The 15,529-nt window shown below is 69.0% G+C and carries 11 protein-coding genes; 7 read left to right on the forward strand and 4 right to left on the reverse strand.

The genetic code is table 11. The features are described 5' to 3' along the window. Positions 1-45: 45 nt before the first annotated feature. The 6 genes from ACZ48Z_RS34585 (at position 46) to pssA (ending at position 6,459) form a co-directional block, all read left to right on the forward strand. The gene (locus ACZ48Z_RS34585) at positions 46-2,112 is read left to right on the forward strand and encodes a protein meaA (RefSeq protein WP_468739926.1); all 2,067 of its coding nucleotides are present in this window, start codon (positions 46-48) and stop codon (positions 2,110-2,112) included. Continuing rightward, the gene (locus tag ACZ48Z_RS34590) at positions 2,109-3,068 is read left to right on the forward strand and encodes an HpcH/HpaI aldolase/citrate lyase family protein (RefSeq protein ID WP_266820829.1); all 960 of its coding nucleotides are present in this window, start codon (positions 2,109-2,111) and stop codon (positions 3,066-3,068) included. Before ACZ48Z_RS34585 ends, ACZ48Z_RS34590 begins: the two co-directional genes overlap by 4 nt. A gap of 2 nt (positions 3,069-3,070) precedes the next feature. Then, positions 3,071-3,583: a MaoC family dehydratase gene (locus tag ACZ48Z_RS34595; protein ID WP_468739927.1), complete on the forward strand. Its 513-nt coding sequence runs from the start codon at positions 3,071-3,073 to the stop codon at positions 3,581-3,583. A 2-nt stretch (positions 3,584-3,585) separates the two neighbouring features. Beyond that, positions 3,586-4,791, forward strand: coding sequence for an acyl-CoA dehydrogenase family protein (locus ACZ48Z_RS34600; protein WP_468739858.1), 1,206 nt, complete (start codon positions 3,586-3,588; stop codon positions 4,789-4,791). Positions 4,792-4,961: 170 nt separating this feature from the next. Continuing rightward, positions 4,962-5,618: a phosphatidylserine decarboxylase gene (locus tag ACZ48Z_RS34605; protein ID WP_468739859.1), complete on the forward strand. Its 657-nt coding sequence runs from the start codon at positions 4,962-4,964 to the stop codon at positions 5,616-5,618. A gap of 22 nt (positions 5,619-5,640) precedes the next feature. Next, positions 5,641-6,459 carry a CDP-diacylglycerol--serine O-phosphatidyltransferase gene (pssA, locus tag ACZ48Z_RS34610; protein ID WP_328753447.1) on the forward strand — a complete coding sequence of 273 codons (819 nt, stop codon included), beginning with the start codon at positions 5,641-5,643 and terminating at the stop codon, positions 6,457-6,459. Between the two features lie 85 nt (positions 6,460-6,544). Here pssA and ACZ48Z_RS34615 read toward each other — a convergent pair whose 3' ends face one another. From ACZ48Z_RS34615 to ACZ48Z_RS34625, 3 genes are all read right to left on the reverse strand, one after another. Beyond that, positions 6,545-7,663, reverse strand: coding sequence for a glycerate kinase (locus ACZ48Z_RS34615; RefSeq protein WP_468739928.1), 1,119 nt, complete (start codon positions 7,661-7,663; stop codon positions 6,545-6,547). 434 nt (positions 7,664-8,097) lie between these two features. Continuing rightward, positions 8,098-9,606, reverse strand: coding sequence for an arabinofuranosidase catalytic domain-containing protein (locus ACZ48Z_RS34620; protein ID WP_468739860.1), 1,509 nt, complete (start codon positions 9,604-9,606; stop codon positions 8,098-8,100). Positions 9,607-9,795: 189 nt separating this feature from the next. Beyond that, positions 9,796-11,220: a non-reducing end alpha-L-arabinofuranosidase family hydrolase gene (locus ACZ48Z_RS34625; RefSeq protein ID WP_468739861.1), complete on the reverse strand. Its 1,425-nt coding sequence runs from the start codon at positions 11,218-11,220 to the stop codon at positions 9,796-9,798. Between the two features lie 833 nt (positions 11,221-12,053). Between ACZ48Z_RS34625 and ACZ48Z_RS34630 the strand changes: the two genes are divergently transcribed. After that, a complete protein-coding gene (locus tag ACZ48Z_RS34630) occupies positions 12,054-12,548 on the forward strand; it encodes an NUDIX domain-containing protein (RefSeq protein WP_468739862.1) in 495 nt (164 codons plus the stop codon). Positions 12,549-12,570: 22 nt separating this feature from the next. Here ACZ48Z_RS34630 and ACZ48Z_RS34635 read toward each other — a convergent pair whose 3' ends face one another. Beyond that, the gene (locus ACZ48Z_RS34635) at positions 12,571-15,441 is read right to left on the reverse strand and encodes an ATP-binding protein (protein WP_468739863.1); all 2,871 of its coding nucleotides are present in this window, start codon (positions 15,439-15,441) and stop codon (positions 12,571-12,573) included. Positions 15,442-15,529 lie beyond the last annotated feature (88 nt).

Genomic DNA, 15,529 nt, shown 5'->3' on the forward strand with positions numbered 1-15,529 from the left:
CCGGTGTCGAAAGAGACGAAGCCAAGGGAGCGCAGCGACCGCGGGCTGAGGAACGTCGACACCGGCACAGAGCGCACTGCGCCGCAGACGCCCAAGGAAAGGGACCGGCCGTGGCTCATGCGCACGTATGCCGGCCACTCCACGGCCGAGGCGTCCAACGAGTTGTACCGGCGCAACCTCGCCAAGGGCCAGACCGGTCTGTCGGTGGCGTTCGACCTGCCGACGCAGACCGGCTACGACTCCGACCACATCCTCGCCCGCGGCGAGGTGGGCCGGGTCGGCGTGCCGATCGCGCACCTCGGTGACATGCGCCGACTGTTCCAGGACATCCCCCTGGAGCAGATGAACACCTCGATGACGATCAACGCCACCGCCATGTGGCTGCTGGCGCTCTACCAGGTCGTCGCCGAGGAGCAGGGTGCGGACATCACCCAGCTCCAGGGCACGACCCAGAACGACATCGTCAAGGAGTACCTGTCGCGGGGCACGCATGTGTTCCCGCCGGTGCCCTCCCTCCGGCTGACGACCGACATGATCGCGTACACGGTCTCCCACATCCCGAAGTGGAACCCGATCAACATCTGCAGCTACCACCTGCAGGAGGCGGGCGCCACGCCGGTCCAGGAGATCGCGTACGCGATGTCGACGGCGATCGCGGTGCTGGACGCCGTCCGGGACTCCGGGCAGGTTCCCGCCGAGAAGTTCGGTGAGGTCGTGGCCCGTATCTCCTTCTTCGTGAACGCGGGCGTCCGCTTCGTCGAGGAGATGTGCAAGATGCGCGCGTTCGGGCGGATCTGGGACCGGATCACGCGCGAGCGCTACGGCATCGAGAACGCCAAGCAGCGCCGCTTCCGGTACGGCGTCCAGGTCAACTCCCTCGGTCTGACCGAGGCGCAGCCGGAGAACAACATCCAGCGGATCGTGCTGGAGATGCTGGCGGTGACGCTCTCGAAGGACGCACGCGCGCGTGCCGTGCAGCTGCCGGCCTGGAACGAGGCCCTGGGCCTGCCCCGGCCCTGGGACCAGCAGTGGTCGCTGCGGATGCAGCAGGTACTGGCCTACGAGAGCGACCTGCTGGAGTACGAGGACATCTTCGAGGGCTCGCACGTCATCGAGGCGAAGGTGGCCAAGCTGGTCGAGGACTCGTTCGCGGAGATCGACCGGATCCAGGAGATGGGCGGCGCGATGGCCGCCGTCGAGTCGGGCTACCTCAAGTCGCAGCTCGTCTCCTCGCACGCCGAGCGCAGGGCCCGGATCGAGTCCGGGCAGGAGAAGATCATCGGCGTCAACATCTTCGAGACGACCGAGCCGAACCCGCTCACGGCCGACCTGGACACCGCGATCCAGACGGTCGACCCGGCCGTCGAGGCCCGGGTGGTCGCGGGACTCCAGCACTGGCGCGACACGCGGTACCAGCCGCCCTTCAACCACCCGCGTCCCTGCAAGGCGCTGGAGAAGCTGAAGGAGGCCGCCAAGGGCACCGGCAACCTCATGGAGGCCACCCTGGAGTGCGCCCGCGCGGGTGTCACGACCGGCGAGTGGTCCGGGGCCCTGCGGGAGGTGTTCGGCGAGTTCCGGGCGCCCACGGGCGTCTCCTCCGCGCCGGTCGCGGTCCCCGCGGAAGCGGGCTCGCCCATGGCCGACGTCCGCCGCAGGGTCGAGGTGACCGCCAGGGACCTCGGCGTCGGCAAGCTGCGCTTCCTGGTCGGCAAGCCCGGTCTGGACGGGCACTCCAACGGGGCCGAGCAGATCGCCGTCCGCGCGCGGGACGCCGGCTTCGAGGTGGTGTACCAGGGCATCCGGCTCACCCCGGAGCAGATCGTGGACGCGGCGCTCGCCGAGGACGTGCACGCGGTCGGCCTGTCCATCCTGTCCGGCTCGCACGCGCAGCTGGTGCCGGACGTCCTGGAGAGGCTGCATGTGGCAGGCGCCACAGATGTACCCGTCATCGCCGGTGGGATCATCCCCAGTGGAGACGCCGAGCAATTGCGGGCAGCCGGAGTGGCCGCTGTCTTCACCCCGAAGGACTTCGACATCACCGGCATCATCGGCCGCATCGTCGACGAGATCCGGAAAGCGAACAAGCTCGACCCCCTGGAGGTCCCCGCATGACCGTCAACCGTCTGCGTCCCCGCCGCTCGTGTCTCGCGGTACCGGGAAGCAACCCCCGCTTCCTGGAGAAGGCGCAGGGCCTCCCGGCGGACCAGGTCTTCCTCGACCTGGAGGACGCGTGCGCCCCGCTCGCCAAGCCCGAGGCGCGGCACACCATCGTCAAGTTCCTCAACGAGGGTGACTGGACGGGCAAGACGAGGGTCGTGCGCGTCAACGACTGGACGACCGAGTGGACGTACCGCGATGTCGTCACGGTCGTCGAGGGTGCGGGCCAGAACCTCGACTGCATCATGCTGCCGAAGGTGCAGACGGCCCAGCAGGTCGTCGCCCTCGACCTGCTGCTGACGCAGATCGAGAAGACGATGGGCTTCGAGGTCGGCAAGATCGGCATCGAGGCGCAGATCGAGAACGCCCAGGGCCTCAACAACGTCAACGAGATCGCGACGGCCTCCCAGCGCGTCGAGACGATCATCTTCGGCCCGGCCGACTTCATGGCGTCGATCAACATGAAGTCGCTGGTCGTGGGCGAGCAGCCGCCCGGCTACCCGGCGGACGCCTACCACTACATCCTGATGAAGATCCTGATGGCCGCCCGCGCCAACAACCTCCAGGCGATCGACGGCCCCTACCTGCAGATCCGCAACGTCGACGGCTACCGCGAGGTCGCCCAGCGCGCCGCGGCCCTCGGCTTCGACGGCAAGTGGGTGCTGCACCCGGGCCAGGTCGAGGCGTCCAACGAGATCTTCTCGCCCTCGCAGGAGGACTTCGACCACGCCGAGCTGATCCTGGACGCGTACGAGTACTACACGTCCGAGGCCGGCGGCAAGAAGGGCTCCGCGATGATCGGCGACGAGATGATCGACGAGGCCAGCCGCAAGATGGCGCTGGTCATCTCCGGCAAGGGCCGCGCGGCGGGCATGCAGCGCACGTCCAAGTTCGAGATTCCGGAGGCGTGAGCATGCAGTTCGGGCGCACCTACGAGGAGTTCGAGGTCGGGGCTGTCTACAAGCACTGGCCCGGGAAGACGGTCACGGAGTACGACGACCACCTCTTCTGTCTCCTCACCATGAACCACCACCCGCTCCACATGGACGTCAACTACGCCGAGAAGACGACGGACTTCGGCAAGAACGTCGTGGTCGGGAACTACATCTACTCCCTGCTGCTCGGCATGTCGGTGCCGGACGTCTCCGGCAAGGCGATCGCGAACCTGGAGATCGAGTCGCTCAAGCACGTGGCGCCGACCTTCCACGGCGACACGCTCTACGGCGAGACGACCGTGCTCGACAAGTGGCCGTCCAAGTCGAAGGACGACCGCGGGATCGTGTACGTAGAGACCAAGGGCTACAAGCAGGACGGCACGCTGGTCTGCGTGTTCCGCCGCAAGGTGCTGGTGCCGACCGAGACGTACATCAAGGAGCGCGGCGGCGAGCAGCCGGGCCGTCCCGAGCTCAAGGAACAGGGGAAGTAGTCATGGCGCGACTCGCCCAGACCGCCGGTCTGACCGACGTCCAGCAGGAAATCCTCTCCACGGTCCGCGATTTCGTGGACAAGGAGATCATCCCGGTCGCCACCGAGCTTGAGCACCGCGACGAGTACCCGCAGCAGATCGTCGACGGGCTCAAGGAGTTGGGCCTGTTCGGGCTGATGATCCCCGAGGAGTACGGCGGTCTGGGCGAGTCGCTCCTGACGTACGCGCTGTGCGTCGAGGAGATCGCCCGCGGCTGGATGTCGGTGTCCGGCATCATCAACACCCACTTCATCGTGGCGTACATGCTCAAGCAGCACGGCACGCAGGAGCAGAAGGACCACTTCCTGCCCCGCATGGCGGCCGGCGACATCCGCGGCGCCTTCTCGATGTCGGAACCGGCGCTGGGTTCCGACGTGTCCGCCATCACCTCGAAGGCGGTCAGGGACGGCGAGGAATACGTCCTCAACGGCCAGAAAATGTGGCTGACGAACGGCGGAACGTCAAGTCTGGTGGCCGTTCTCGTCCGAAGTGATGAAGGACACCCTGAGGGCACCGCGCCCCACAAGTCGATGACGACCTTCCTGATCGAGAAGGAACCCGGTTTCGGAGAGGTCCACCCCGGCCTCACCATCCCCGGGAAGATCGACAAGATGGGCTACAAGGGCGTCGACACCACCGAGATGATCATGGATGGCCTGCGACTTCCGGCCGATCGGGTGCTCGGCGGGGTCACCGGCCGAGGTTTTTACCAAATGATGGACGGGGTCGAGGTGGGCCGCGTCAACGTGGCGGCGCGTGGCTGCGGCGTCGCTCAGCGTGCCTTCGAGCTGGGCGTCCGGTACGCCCAGCAGCGCCACACCTTCGGCAAGGCGATCGCCCAGCACCAGGCGATTCAGTTCAAGCTGGCCGAGATGGCTACCAAGGTCGAGGCCGCGCATGCGATGATGGTCAACGCGGCACGCAAAAAGGACTCCGGGGAGCGAAACGACCTTGAGGCAGGGATGGCGAAGTACCTCGCCTCCGAGTACTGCAAAGAGGTCGTGGAGGACGCCTTCCGGATCCACGGCGGCTACGGCTTCTCCAAGGAGTACGAGATCGAGCGCCTCTACCGTGAGGCCCCGATGCTGCTGATCGGTGAAGGTACCGCCGAGATCCAGAAAATGATCATCGGTCGCAGGCTGCTCGAAGAGTATCGGTTCCAGGGCTAGAAGTCCGGATACGGGGTGTTTTCTTGGAGAAGAAGATCACACCCCGTCAACGTGCTTCAAACCCCGACTCGGCTTCCTGGCTTGCCCAGTTGTGGCCCTCGACCGGTACGATCCCGGAAAGCCGCCGTCCCCCGTCTAGTGCGCGGCATCATCCGCTACGAAGGTCATCCATGCCCCACAGCCAAACCTCTGCACCTCGCGACAGCCTGGCAGGCGTACGCCTCGCGCGCGGAGCATCGCCGTGGCTCCTTCCGACCGTCGCCACCGCAGCCGTCAGCCTGCTGCGCGCACGCCGCTCCGGCGTCGCCAAGGCAGTCGCCGTGCCCACCACCGCGCTGGCGGCGGGCATGCTGTGGTTCTTCCGCGACCCCGAGCGCGAGATCACCCAGGGCCGGGTCATCTCCCCCGCCGACGGCGTGGTGCAGAGCATCATGCCGTGGAAGGACGGTCGCACCCGCGTCGCGATCTTCATGAGCCCGCTCAACGTCCACGTCAACCGCGCGCCGCTCTCCGGCACGGTGACGTCGGTCGAGCACATCCCCGGCGGGTTCGTTCCGGCGTTCAACAAGGAGAGCGAGAACAACGAGCGCGTCGTCTGGCACTTCGACACCGAACTCGGTGACATCGAGATGATCCAGATCGCCGGCGCGGTGGCCCGCCGTATCGTCCCCTACATCCCGCAGGGCACGAAGGTCGAGCAGGGCGAACGCATCGGTCTGATCCGCTTCGGCTCGCGCGTCGACATCTACCTGCCGGAGGGCGTGGAGGTCGCGGTCGAGGTCGGCGAGAAGACGGTGGCTGGGGTGACTCGCATTGACCGTGATTGATCCTGAGACCCAGGCGGGCTGGGTGCCCGAGGCCGACGAGGTGGACGACGAGGAGGAGATGCCTCTTTCTCTCCGCCTCTCAATAGCGGACACCCTCACCCTCGGCAACGCCACGTGCGGCTTCATGGCGGTGTACTTCACCACCACCGGCATCCTGATCCCGCACCTCACCGACAGCCAGGAATCCGGCATGGCCCGCAACAGCGCGGCCACGGCGGTCATCCTGATGCTGTGCGCGGCGGTCTTCGACCTCTTCGACGGCCTGGTGGCACGCAAGCTGCGCTCCTCGCCGATGGGCGCGGAGCTGGACAACCTCTCCGACCTGATCAGCTTCGGCCTCGCGCCGGCGTACTTCGTGCTCGTCTACGGCATGGTCGCGGACGACGCGTCGCAGAAGGTCGCCGCCGTCGGGGCGGTGGTGGTGCTTCTCGCAGTGGTGCTGAGACTCGCGCGGTTCTCCTGTGTGACGGTGAAGGACGGCACCTTCCAGGGCATGCCCTCGCCGTTCGGCGCGCTGACGGTGGTCTCGATCGTGCTCCTGGAGCTGCCGTTCGTGGCGACGCTCCTGGCGATCGTGGGTACGGCCTGGCTGATGGTGAGCCGGGTGGAGTACCCGAAGCCGCGGGGCCGCCTCGCGGTCGCGATGCTCTCCTGGATCGTCCTGGGGATGGGTCTCCTGGCAGCCTGGGCGTTCGGCGCCCCTGGCGGTCAGCTCCTCCTCCAGACGGGCTGCGCCCTCCAGCTGGTGATGGGCGCGGTGATCCCCCTGTTCGCCACGGCCCGCCGAGTGAACAACTTCCGCGGCAACCGGCGTGAGGCCCGCGCGGCCCAGCTGCCGTAAGGCTCCGCCGTACCGCTCCGAAAGGGCCCGAACCGTCATCGGTTCGGGCCCTTTCTCTGTGTCGGCGGAGCCTTAGGGCAACGGGTCAGCTCAGGAAGTCCCGGCCGATCTGCTCGGCCACGTCCTCCAGGATCGGTCCGGCCTCGGCGATGCACCGCTGGATGTCCGGCTCGGCGTCGGTGAGCGGGTAGACGCGGCGGATGCCCGCCCGGCCGAGAGCCTCCGGGGGCAGCGCGAGGCGGCCGCACACGGCGATGACCTCCTTGTTCTTCGCGCGGGCGGCCGCGGCGACGCCCGCCGGGGCCTTGCCGTGCAGGGTCTGCTCGTCCAGCGAGCCCTCGCCGGTGATCACCAGGTCCGCCCGCTCCAGCGCGGGCGCGAACCCGAGGACGTCGAGCATGACCTCGATGCCGGGTCGGAACCGGGCGCCGACGAGGAGGGCGCCGTAGCCGATGCCGCCGGCCGCGCCCGCACCCGGCGAGGACGCGTACGCGGCGGCCTTCGCGCCGACGGACTCCTCCAGCACCTTCGCGTAGTGGGCCAGCGCCGAGTCGAGGGCCTCCACGTCGTCCGGGGCGGCGCCCTTCTGCGGACCGTAGACCGCGGGGGCGCCCTTGGGCCCGGTCAGCGGGTTGTCGACATCGCTGGCCAGGACGAAGTCGACGTCGGCGAGCCGCGGGTCCAGGCCCGACAGGTCGGCCGAGGCGAGATCGGCGAGGCCTCCGCCGCCGGGTGCCACGGGCTCGCCGTCGGCGTCCACGAAGCGGGCGCCGAGCGCGGAGAGCATCCCGGCACCGCCGTCGGTGGTGGCGCTGCCGCCGACCCCGAACACGATCGTGCGCGCACCGGCGTCCAGCGCGGCGCGCAGGAGCTCTCCGGAGCCGTACGTGGACGCCGTGAGCGGGGCGAAGACACCCGCGGGCAGCCGCTGGAGGCCACTGGCCTCGGCCATCTCCACGACCGCGGTGTCCCCGCGCAGCGCGAAGGCGGCGGTGATCTCCTGTCCGAGGGGACCGGCGACCGCCACCTCCCGGCGCTCGAATCCGGCCGCGACCGCCGCGGCGACGGTGCCGTCACCGCCGTCGGCGACGGGCAACGACTCGACCTCCACGCCCGGCACGACCCGGCGCAGCCCGGCCGTCACACGCTCCGCGACCTGTACGGCCGTGAGCGAGCCCTTGAACTTGTCCGCGGCGATGAGCACGCGCTGAATCACGTTTTCCCCTTGCTCTAGGGCCTCGCGCACGTCAAGGCCAGTCGCGCCGCTGCGACCCTAACCGCAGACGCCCCCCGCCGTCATGCCCCGACCGGACCCTGACAAGGTCCTGCCAACCCTCTGTGCTGACTCCCGGAATCGGGTAGAGCGGAGCTATGGCCCCTGTGGGCACTGGGCAACAGCTCGCGACCGTGCGGCCGGCGGCGGTGATGGTCGGGCCACCTCCGCACAGGTGCGCCCGGTATGGCCGCTGTGCTGAAGGATGCTGTCCCAAGACCCTCCTCGTGGAAGGGGCAGGCACGTCCGCGCCTGACCCCTTCCACGAGGTTCAACCTGCGCAGGGTTTATCGGCACATCTGGCGACGCGGAGCCGCCGCCTTGGAGCGGCAGCGGCACCGCTTGTACCCGTCAGGCCGGTCTGGTCATCGGTAGCCGGCGGCGGCGATGTTCGCCTGGACTGCATTTTCGGTCGCATCCGACGGGTAGCCCGAGACCATGGCACCCTCGTAGAACGTGCCCGCGCTGTCGTTGATGTTGCCCACCTCGGGTGAGCAGCAGTCGCCGCCACTGCCCAGGACGATGGCGCCTTGCTTCTTCATCGGGGTGTAGACGTTGGGCTCGTTGGGAAGCGCGCCGTCCCAGAGGGTGTTGAGGCTTGCGGCCTGGGCGTCGCTGCCCTTGATCGCGAATCGCGACGTCCCGTTGTTCTTGAGTGTCGCTGTGACGAACTTGCTGCTGAACGCCTGCTGGTTCGGGTTCCACGTGCTGCTGCCACCTGGGAACAGGCCCCATTCGAGGTCGGCCTGCACCCAGGGTCCGGTTCCGGAGCAGCCGCCGAACCAGCAGCTCGTCCCGAAGTAGATGGCGTCCATGGCACCTGGCCCGTCGGCCTTGCGGGTGGTTTCGCTGTTGCCGTAGTCGAAGCAGCAGCCGCTGTTGACATGCGTACCGCTGGTGACCATGTACATGCCCTCGGGTGCGCTGCCCGTCGGGATACCCGTCAGGTGGCCGTCACGCCAGTAGCTGGTCCCGGGGTTGATGTACAGCGAGTAGGCCTTGCTGCCACCGACCGTCAGCGATTCGGTGGTCGCTACGGCCGGGCGGGTCTGTGGTGAGCCCGGGACCACGCTGGAACCCTGGTACCACAGGTCGTTGCCGCGCCCGGACTGATCGAACACGACCGTGATGACACACGTGGTGTTTGCGCAGAAGGAGTCCTGGGCCGCCGCGTCGGCGACGCCGCCAGGGGTCAGTACGCCGATGTTGCGGGTTGTGTTGTCTGAGCGTCTGACCTGATACAGGTCGCCGTTGTAGGCGCTGTAGAGGGCGCGCGTTGTGCTGTGCGCCGCCACGCAGGGCGTACCACCTGCGCCGTAGATGTCGCACGGACCGGAGCCGGTGCCCGCATCCACCCGGACGAGTTGCCACTGCTGGTTGGTGCCGCCCCAGTCGCTGTACTGCACGACGTTGGCGCCGTCGTCGGTCGCCGCGTTCTGGACCTCGACCGCCTTGTTGCTGTTGCGGTTGATCAGCCGGACGTAGCCGCCGTCGGAGTCGGCCAACCGGAACTGCTGGTTGGCGCCGCCGTGGTCGGTCCACTGGTGGATGGCGGCACCGTCGGCTGTCGACCAGCTGGACACGTCGATCATCTTGCCCGAGTGCCGCGCCTTGATCCGGTAGTAGCCGTCGCTGGAGTCCACGAACTGGAACTGCTGGTTGTTGGCGCTCGTGCGGGTCCACTGGACGACGCCGGCACCGTCGGCGGTGGAGGAGTTGTAGACGTCGAGGGCCTTGCCGCTGTTGCGGTTCACCAGTACGTACCAGGCGTTCGTGTCCACAGTGGCCGCTTGCGCCGCCGGCGCTCCGAACACGATCAGTAAACCGGCCATCAGGGCGGTGACCATGCCGATCACCGTTGTTCGACTGCCCATTTCACCATCTTTCTCATTCGTCGGCCCGAGTGGGCTCAGCGCTGGACGCGCCCGAAGTCGTGGCACCGCTTGGTTGCGATGGTCAGGGTGACTCCACTGTGGAGTGCCGGTGGTACCGCCCACGCGGTGAACAGCTCGTCAACGCGTCGGCGGACCGCACCACATCGCGATCACCGCGGCTCAGGCGGGTCAGCGCTGCAGGGTGAGCAGGCCCGGCCGGTACGGCAGGCTCGGGTAGTCGGTGCCCGCCGGTATGTCTTTGGGGAGGCCCTGGTAGAGGAACTGCAGGTTGCAGGGATCGATGGCCTTGCTCTGGTCGGGGTTGACGCGGACCAGGTCACCGTGGCTGACGCCCTGGGCCCAGGTGGAACCGCTGTTGGCCTGGCCCGCGAAGGGGCTGCTCTCGCTGCCGGCCTGGACGGTCCACGGACCGTTCAGGCCGGAGGCGGTGAACGAGCGGAAGTAGCGGTTCGAACCCTGCGCCTCAACGATCATGAGGTACTGGTTCCGGCCCTGGACCTTGTAGACCTCCGGTGCCTCGAACAGAAGGTCCTTGTTTGTGTCGCTCATGACCGTGGTGTACGAGGAGCCGAAGTTGCCCGGGAAGTTCCCGAGCGGCATGCTCGCCCGGTAGATCTTGCCGTTGTCACCGGCGAAGAACAGGTACATGTTCTGGTCGTCGCCGATCATGGTCGGGTCGATCGGGCCGCCGCCGTCACCGGCGGGGAGGCTGCCGGTGAACAGGGGCTGCCGGGCGGACCAGCCGTTGGGGTTGGTGGGGTCGCTGGACGTGCGGTAGTAGAACGGCCACTGACCCCACTGGTCCACCAGCACCCAGACGTTCTTGGGCGCGAAGTAGAACAGTTGGGGCGCCACCGCGGTCTCGTTCATCCCGGTCTGGCCGGCCGTCGCCATGTCCGACCAGTTCGTGAACGGACTGAACCCCATCGAGCCCCACGACGTTCCGTCGGAGGTGGTCGCGTAGACCAGGTGCTTGCCGTTGTACATGGTGGTGGTGAAGTCCTTCAGCGAGGCCCACCCCGACTTCGGCTGCGCCAGCGGAGCCGACGAGGTCCACCGGTAGGCCGACGGAAGAGCACACGCGTTGCTCGCCCCGGACAGGCCGGTCCACTTCTGGTTGGCGCCGCCGGTGCACGACCAGAGCCTCGCCTCAGTGCCATTGGCCTTGCCCCAGCCCGAGGCTTCCAGGCACAGCCCGGACCGCACGCCGACGATCGTGCCGTCGGGGTTCACCCGCCACTGCTGGTTGTCAGTGCCGGTGCACGTCCAGATCTGCACCGGGGTCCCGGCCGTGGTGCCGCCGTTCCGGGCATCCAGGCACTTGTTGCCGTACACGGTCAGCTGGGCGCTGTCCGTCAGCGTCCACTGCTGGTTGGTTCCACCGTGGCAGTCCCAGATCTGCACGTTCGCGCCGTCGGTCTGGCTGAAGCCCGACACATCGAGACACTTGCCGGAATCAACACCGCGCACGTCGCTGGTGGTGGCCGCCTGGGCCGGGCCGGCGACGAGCAGCGCCGCCAACGCGGCCAGGGCCGCGACCACGGCGGCGAGCACCGCGGACGGGCGTCTGCGGTTGGAACTACGTCTGCGCATGAGGACCTCGTCATCCTTGAGCAAGCGACCCCGGTCTTCCCCGTCAGAGGCTGCCCGGATCTGTCCGATATACCGAACAAGGGTCGACGTGTCGATCGGGAGAATGTTAGACATCCCATGAATCACGTCAATACTTCTCACAAGATCCGGGGACAGAAACGTTCGCAAGCTCAAACCAGGCGGCTTCAAGTCCCGTGGTTGCAAGGGTCTTTGACGCGAGAGTCAGGTAGCGGTGCGGGCGCGGGCCTGGACAGGCACCGTTGCAGTACTGGTTGCCGCCGCTCCCGAAAAGGTTGCCGCCCGACCCAAGTTGAGGGCGTGAGGGGCAGCGGGGGCAGACGGGTGCGTTCGACCGTACAGCGCGGAGGCCGGCGCCCTGCTTGTCTCGCGGTGGACGCGGGTGTTGACCTGCCAGCAGAAGATCGCGCACGCCCCGCGGAGTTCGGCGAAGCTAGCGTGCTTCTCCCGCGAGTTCGCGGAGGTCGGGATCAGGTCCGTCTTCGCGATACGGACGGTTGCCTCCCTGCCCCCCATTTGGACTCGGGATCGAACAGGAAGCAGGCGGGCACTTGCAGGCCGTAGTGGCGCCCTGCGGCCACGACTTGAGGATGACAGACCGCGATCCCGGCGACCGGGTCGATGGTCATCGCCTTCTCGTTGTCGGTGAGTAGACAGGTCGGTGCCCCGCCGATCGTCCGCGAAGTGGCGTCAATGAAACGCCCGGGGGCCTTCGGAAGCCGGTGCGGACGAGGGTGAGCGGGGACATCCGTGCCCGGTTCCGGCCATCCGGTCCTGCGGCGTCGCAGTCCGCTCCGGCTGGTTACCCTTCGGAGGTGACCACCTCCCAGGACTTCGCCACGTACATCGCCGGACTCCCCCGGATCATCGCCGGTGCCGCCGCTCTCTTCCGTGACGCCGCCGGCCGGGTGCTGCTCGTCGAGCCCAACTACCGTGAGGGCTGGGCGCTTCCGGGCGGCACGATCGAGTCCGACCAGGGCGAGACCCCGCGCCAGGGCGCGCGTCGCGAGACCGCCGAGGAGATCGGTCTGGACCGTGAACTCGGGCGGCTGCTGGCGGTGGACTGGGTGCCCGGGACGGCCCGCCCACCGCTGGTCGCCTACCTGTACGACGGCGGTGTGCTCGCCGAGGACGACTTCAAGTCGATCCGCCTCCAGGAGGAGGAGCTGCTGTCGTGGCGGCTGGTGCCGCGCGAGGAACTCGCGGACCATCTGCCGGGCGCGCTCGGCCGCCGGGTACTGGCCGCCCTGGACGTTCTCAGGGACGGTTCGGGGACGGTGGAGCTGGAGAACGGCCGCCCGGTCTCCTGACGTTCACACTCGACAGGCAAGGTCAGGCGGGGGAGTCCGGCGGGGCGGTGTGGACGTCCTTCCTCGACCTGCCGAGCTTCGTCAGCACCCGGGCCACGTGTTTCTCGACGGTGCGCGGGGACAGGAACAGGGTCTCGGCGATGTCCTGGTTGGTGGCGCCGCCCGCCAGCAGCTCGGCGACCTCCAGTTCCCGGGGCGACAGATCGCTCCCGTAGCCGCGCCGGCCACGGCGCCCCACCGCCGCCACGCCGAGTTCACGCAGGCGGTGCTGGCAGCGCGCGGCGTCACCGGTCGCGCCCAGGTCGGTGTAGGCACGCAGGGCCTCGGCCAGGTGTCCGGCCGCGTCCTCCGGTTCGGCGCACGTCAGCGCGTCGCCCCGGTGTTCCGCGGCCTTGGCCACCTCGTAGGGGCGGCCGATCTCCTGCCACCTCCGCTGCGACTCGGCGAAGTGCTCGGCGGCTTTCACCCGCTCGGTGGTTGCGGTCGGTCCGGTGGCGCGGAGCAGCAGCAGCCCCTGGGCCAGGTCCAGTTCTGCCAGGGCAGCCGGTGCGTCCCGGTCGCGGACACCCGACTCGGCGTCCGTCACGAGACGTTCGGCCGCCCCGCGGTGCCCGCAGGCCAACGCAGCCTCGACCGCGACGGGAAGCAGGCCGAAGGTCCGCGTCCAGGAACCGAGTCCACGCAACGTCGACAACGCCGGTTCGGCGGCTGCCCAGGCCGCCTGCGGGTCGTGCTGGGCGAGCCGGACAGCCGTGAGGGCGGCGGCGATCCCCACGGTGCTGTCCGCCGAGGTGCCCCCGTGCTCCGCGGCGGCGACGAAGTGGTCGAGGGCCCGGGAGTGCCGGCCCTGGGCGAGGGCACGGTGTCCCTGGTACAGCAGTCGGTCGACCTCGACCTGTCTCATATCGGGGTGGGCGCGTTCCAGGGCGGCGTACTCGCCGTCCAGGCCGGCCCAGCAGCAGACCAAATGGTCGACGCGCAGCTCCTGGATGCGGACGAGGCACTCGAACGGCCGACCGTCCACGCCGTCGGCCAGGTCTCTCACCTCGAGCAGCAGGGCGCGGGCCCGCCGGTCGTGGCCGAGCTGGATGGCCGCGAGGGTGAGGTTGTACAGGGCGAAAATGGTCTGGCTCAGCACCACGCCGTCAGCGCCGCGCCGCGGCAGCCGGTCCACCAAGGGCCAGACGGCGGGATCACCGTCCCTGGCCATCAACAGCAGTCGGATGTTCCTGACCATCGTCCGGCTCGCCTCGTCGGTACCGTCCGCCACGGCCTGCTCGGCCCGGCCGAGCCATTTCCACCCCTGCGTGGCGGCGCCGTCGAGGTCGTGCAGGGCCAGCGCGATCATCGCCTTCACCGCCTTGTGCGGGAGGGTGGCCAGCTCGTCGATGGCGTGTTCGAGCTCGCGGAAGCCGGCAGGGTCGCGGTCGATGTTGAGCATGGTCAGACCGAGTTCCAGGCGGATCTCGCCCCGGGTGGCCGCAGGCAGCCGCGGATCGGCCAGTACGGCGCGCAGCTCGCGGACGGTCGCCGCGTAGTCGACGCCGAAGTTGACGATACGGGCGAGCGCGAGCGCGGCCCGGGAACGTCGCTCGGCGTCCGCCCCGGACTGGGCCAGGATCTGGTGCAGAAGCGTGCCCGCGGTGCCGGTGTCACCCAGCGCGACGGCCTGTTCAGCGGCCTGCTCGGTGCGATCGAGCCAGCCCTTCTGGTCGCCGGCGGCGAGCGTGTGGTGCGCGATCTGCACCAGCGGCAGCGGGTCGTGCGTCTGGAGTTCGTCGATGGCACGCCGGTGCAGGCGGACCCGGCGCGGCCCGAGGATCTGCCGGTAGGCGACCTGCTGGGCCAGCACGTGGCGGAAGGCGTACCGGCCGGTGTCGGTCTCGCGCAGCACCGCTGCCCGCAACGCCTCGGTCAGGGCTCCGGCGGCCATGTCGCCGTCCAGTCCCGCGACCTCGGCGAGCAGCGCCTCAGTGGCGGGCACTCCCAGTACGGCCGCCGCGTCCACGACCGCCGTCCCGGCCTGTGACAGCGATGTCAGACGCTCGGTGACCGCTTCCCGCAGACCGCTGGGCACAGCGGCCCGCTCCAGCTCCCCGACGTCGCGGCGATCCTGGTCCCGGAGCGTGAGCAGGTCTTCCTCGGCGACCAGCGGCAGGCCCTCGCTGCGGCGGTGGAGCGCCGCGCACAGCTCGGGCGTGGCTTGGGCGCCGAGCGCGGCACCGGCCAGTTCGGCCACGTCGGTCCTGGTCAGCGGCGACAGCCGGATCACCGTGCCGCCGGCGCAGGGTGGCGGGCGGTAGGCGGCGCCCAAGGCCGCGGCCCCGGGCGGCAAGTCCTCGGCCCGGTAGGTGACCACCAGCGCGAACTGGTCGGGCAGGTCGCGGGCGAGCAGCAGGAGCAGTTCGCGGGTGGCATCGTCGACCCAGTGCACGTCCTCGACGACCAGGACCACCCGCCCGACCGCGTCGAGCACGGAGCGGACGGCCTGGATCATCTGGTGGCGCGCTGCGCCCGGGCCCTGCGGCTTTGCCGGCGCCGGCGGTAGGCGGTCGGCCAGGTCCGGGAGCAGCGGGGCCAGGGCGCCGGTGGTCGGCGGCAGGGCGGCGTCCGGCAGCCACGGACCGATCTTGCCGAGCGCGTCGATCACCGGCCCGTACGGCAGGGGCTCACGCAGTGGGTGGCAGAAGCCTGTCATCACCCGCCACCCTTCCGACTTCAGGATCGTGGTGGCTTCGCGTACCAGCCGGGACTTACCCATGCCGGCGTCGCCCTCGACCATCACCACGGCCGGTGGCTGTCGGATGGCGGCGAGCACCAGGTCGAGTTCGTGGCGGCGACCGACGAACACGAAGCCCCGGCCAAGCCCCTGAGATCCCTGCTGGGTCGCCACACCACCACCGTCTTTCACGGGAAGCCCCGATCCGGTTACCCGCAGTGGCCGCCGGGGCCGACGTCATCGGCCCTACCCATCCTAGGAC

The organism is Streptomyces sp. NPDC031225 (assembly GCF_055570355.1).

What these genes read in the sequence shown, in the direction of transcription:
- ACZ48Z_RS34595 (WP_468739927.1), top strand. Translation starts at nt 3,071, where the DNA reads ATGCAGTTCGGGCGCACCTACGAGGAGTTCGAGGTCGGGGCTGTCTAC.
- ACZ48Z_RS34620 (WP_468739860.1), bottom strand. Translation starts at nt 9,606, where the DNA reads ATGGGCAGTCGAACAACGGTGATCGGCATGGTCACCGCCCTGATGGCC.
- ACZ48Z_RS34605 (WP_468739859.1), top strand. Translation starts at nt 4,962, where the DNA reads ATGCCCCACAGCCAAACCTCTGCACCTCGCGACAGCCTGGCAGGCGTA.
- ACZ48Z_RS34625 (WP_468739861.1), bottom strand. Translation starts at nt 11,220, where the DNA reads ATGCGCAGACGTAGTTCCAACCGCAGACGCCCGTCCGCGGTGCTCGCC.
- ACZ48Z_RS34590 (WP_266820829.1), top strand. Translation starts at nt 2,109, where the DNA reads ATGACCGTCAACCGTCTGCGTCCCCGCCGCTCGTGTCTCGCGGTACCG.
- ACZ48Z_RS34600 (WP_468739858.1), top strand. Translation starts at nt 3,586, where the DNA reads ATGGCGCGACTCGCCCAGACCGCCGGTCTGACCGACGTCCAGCAGGAA.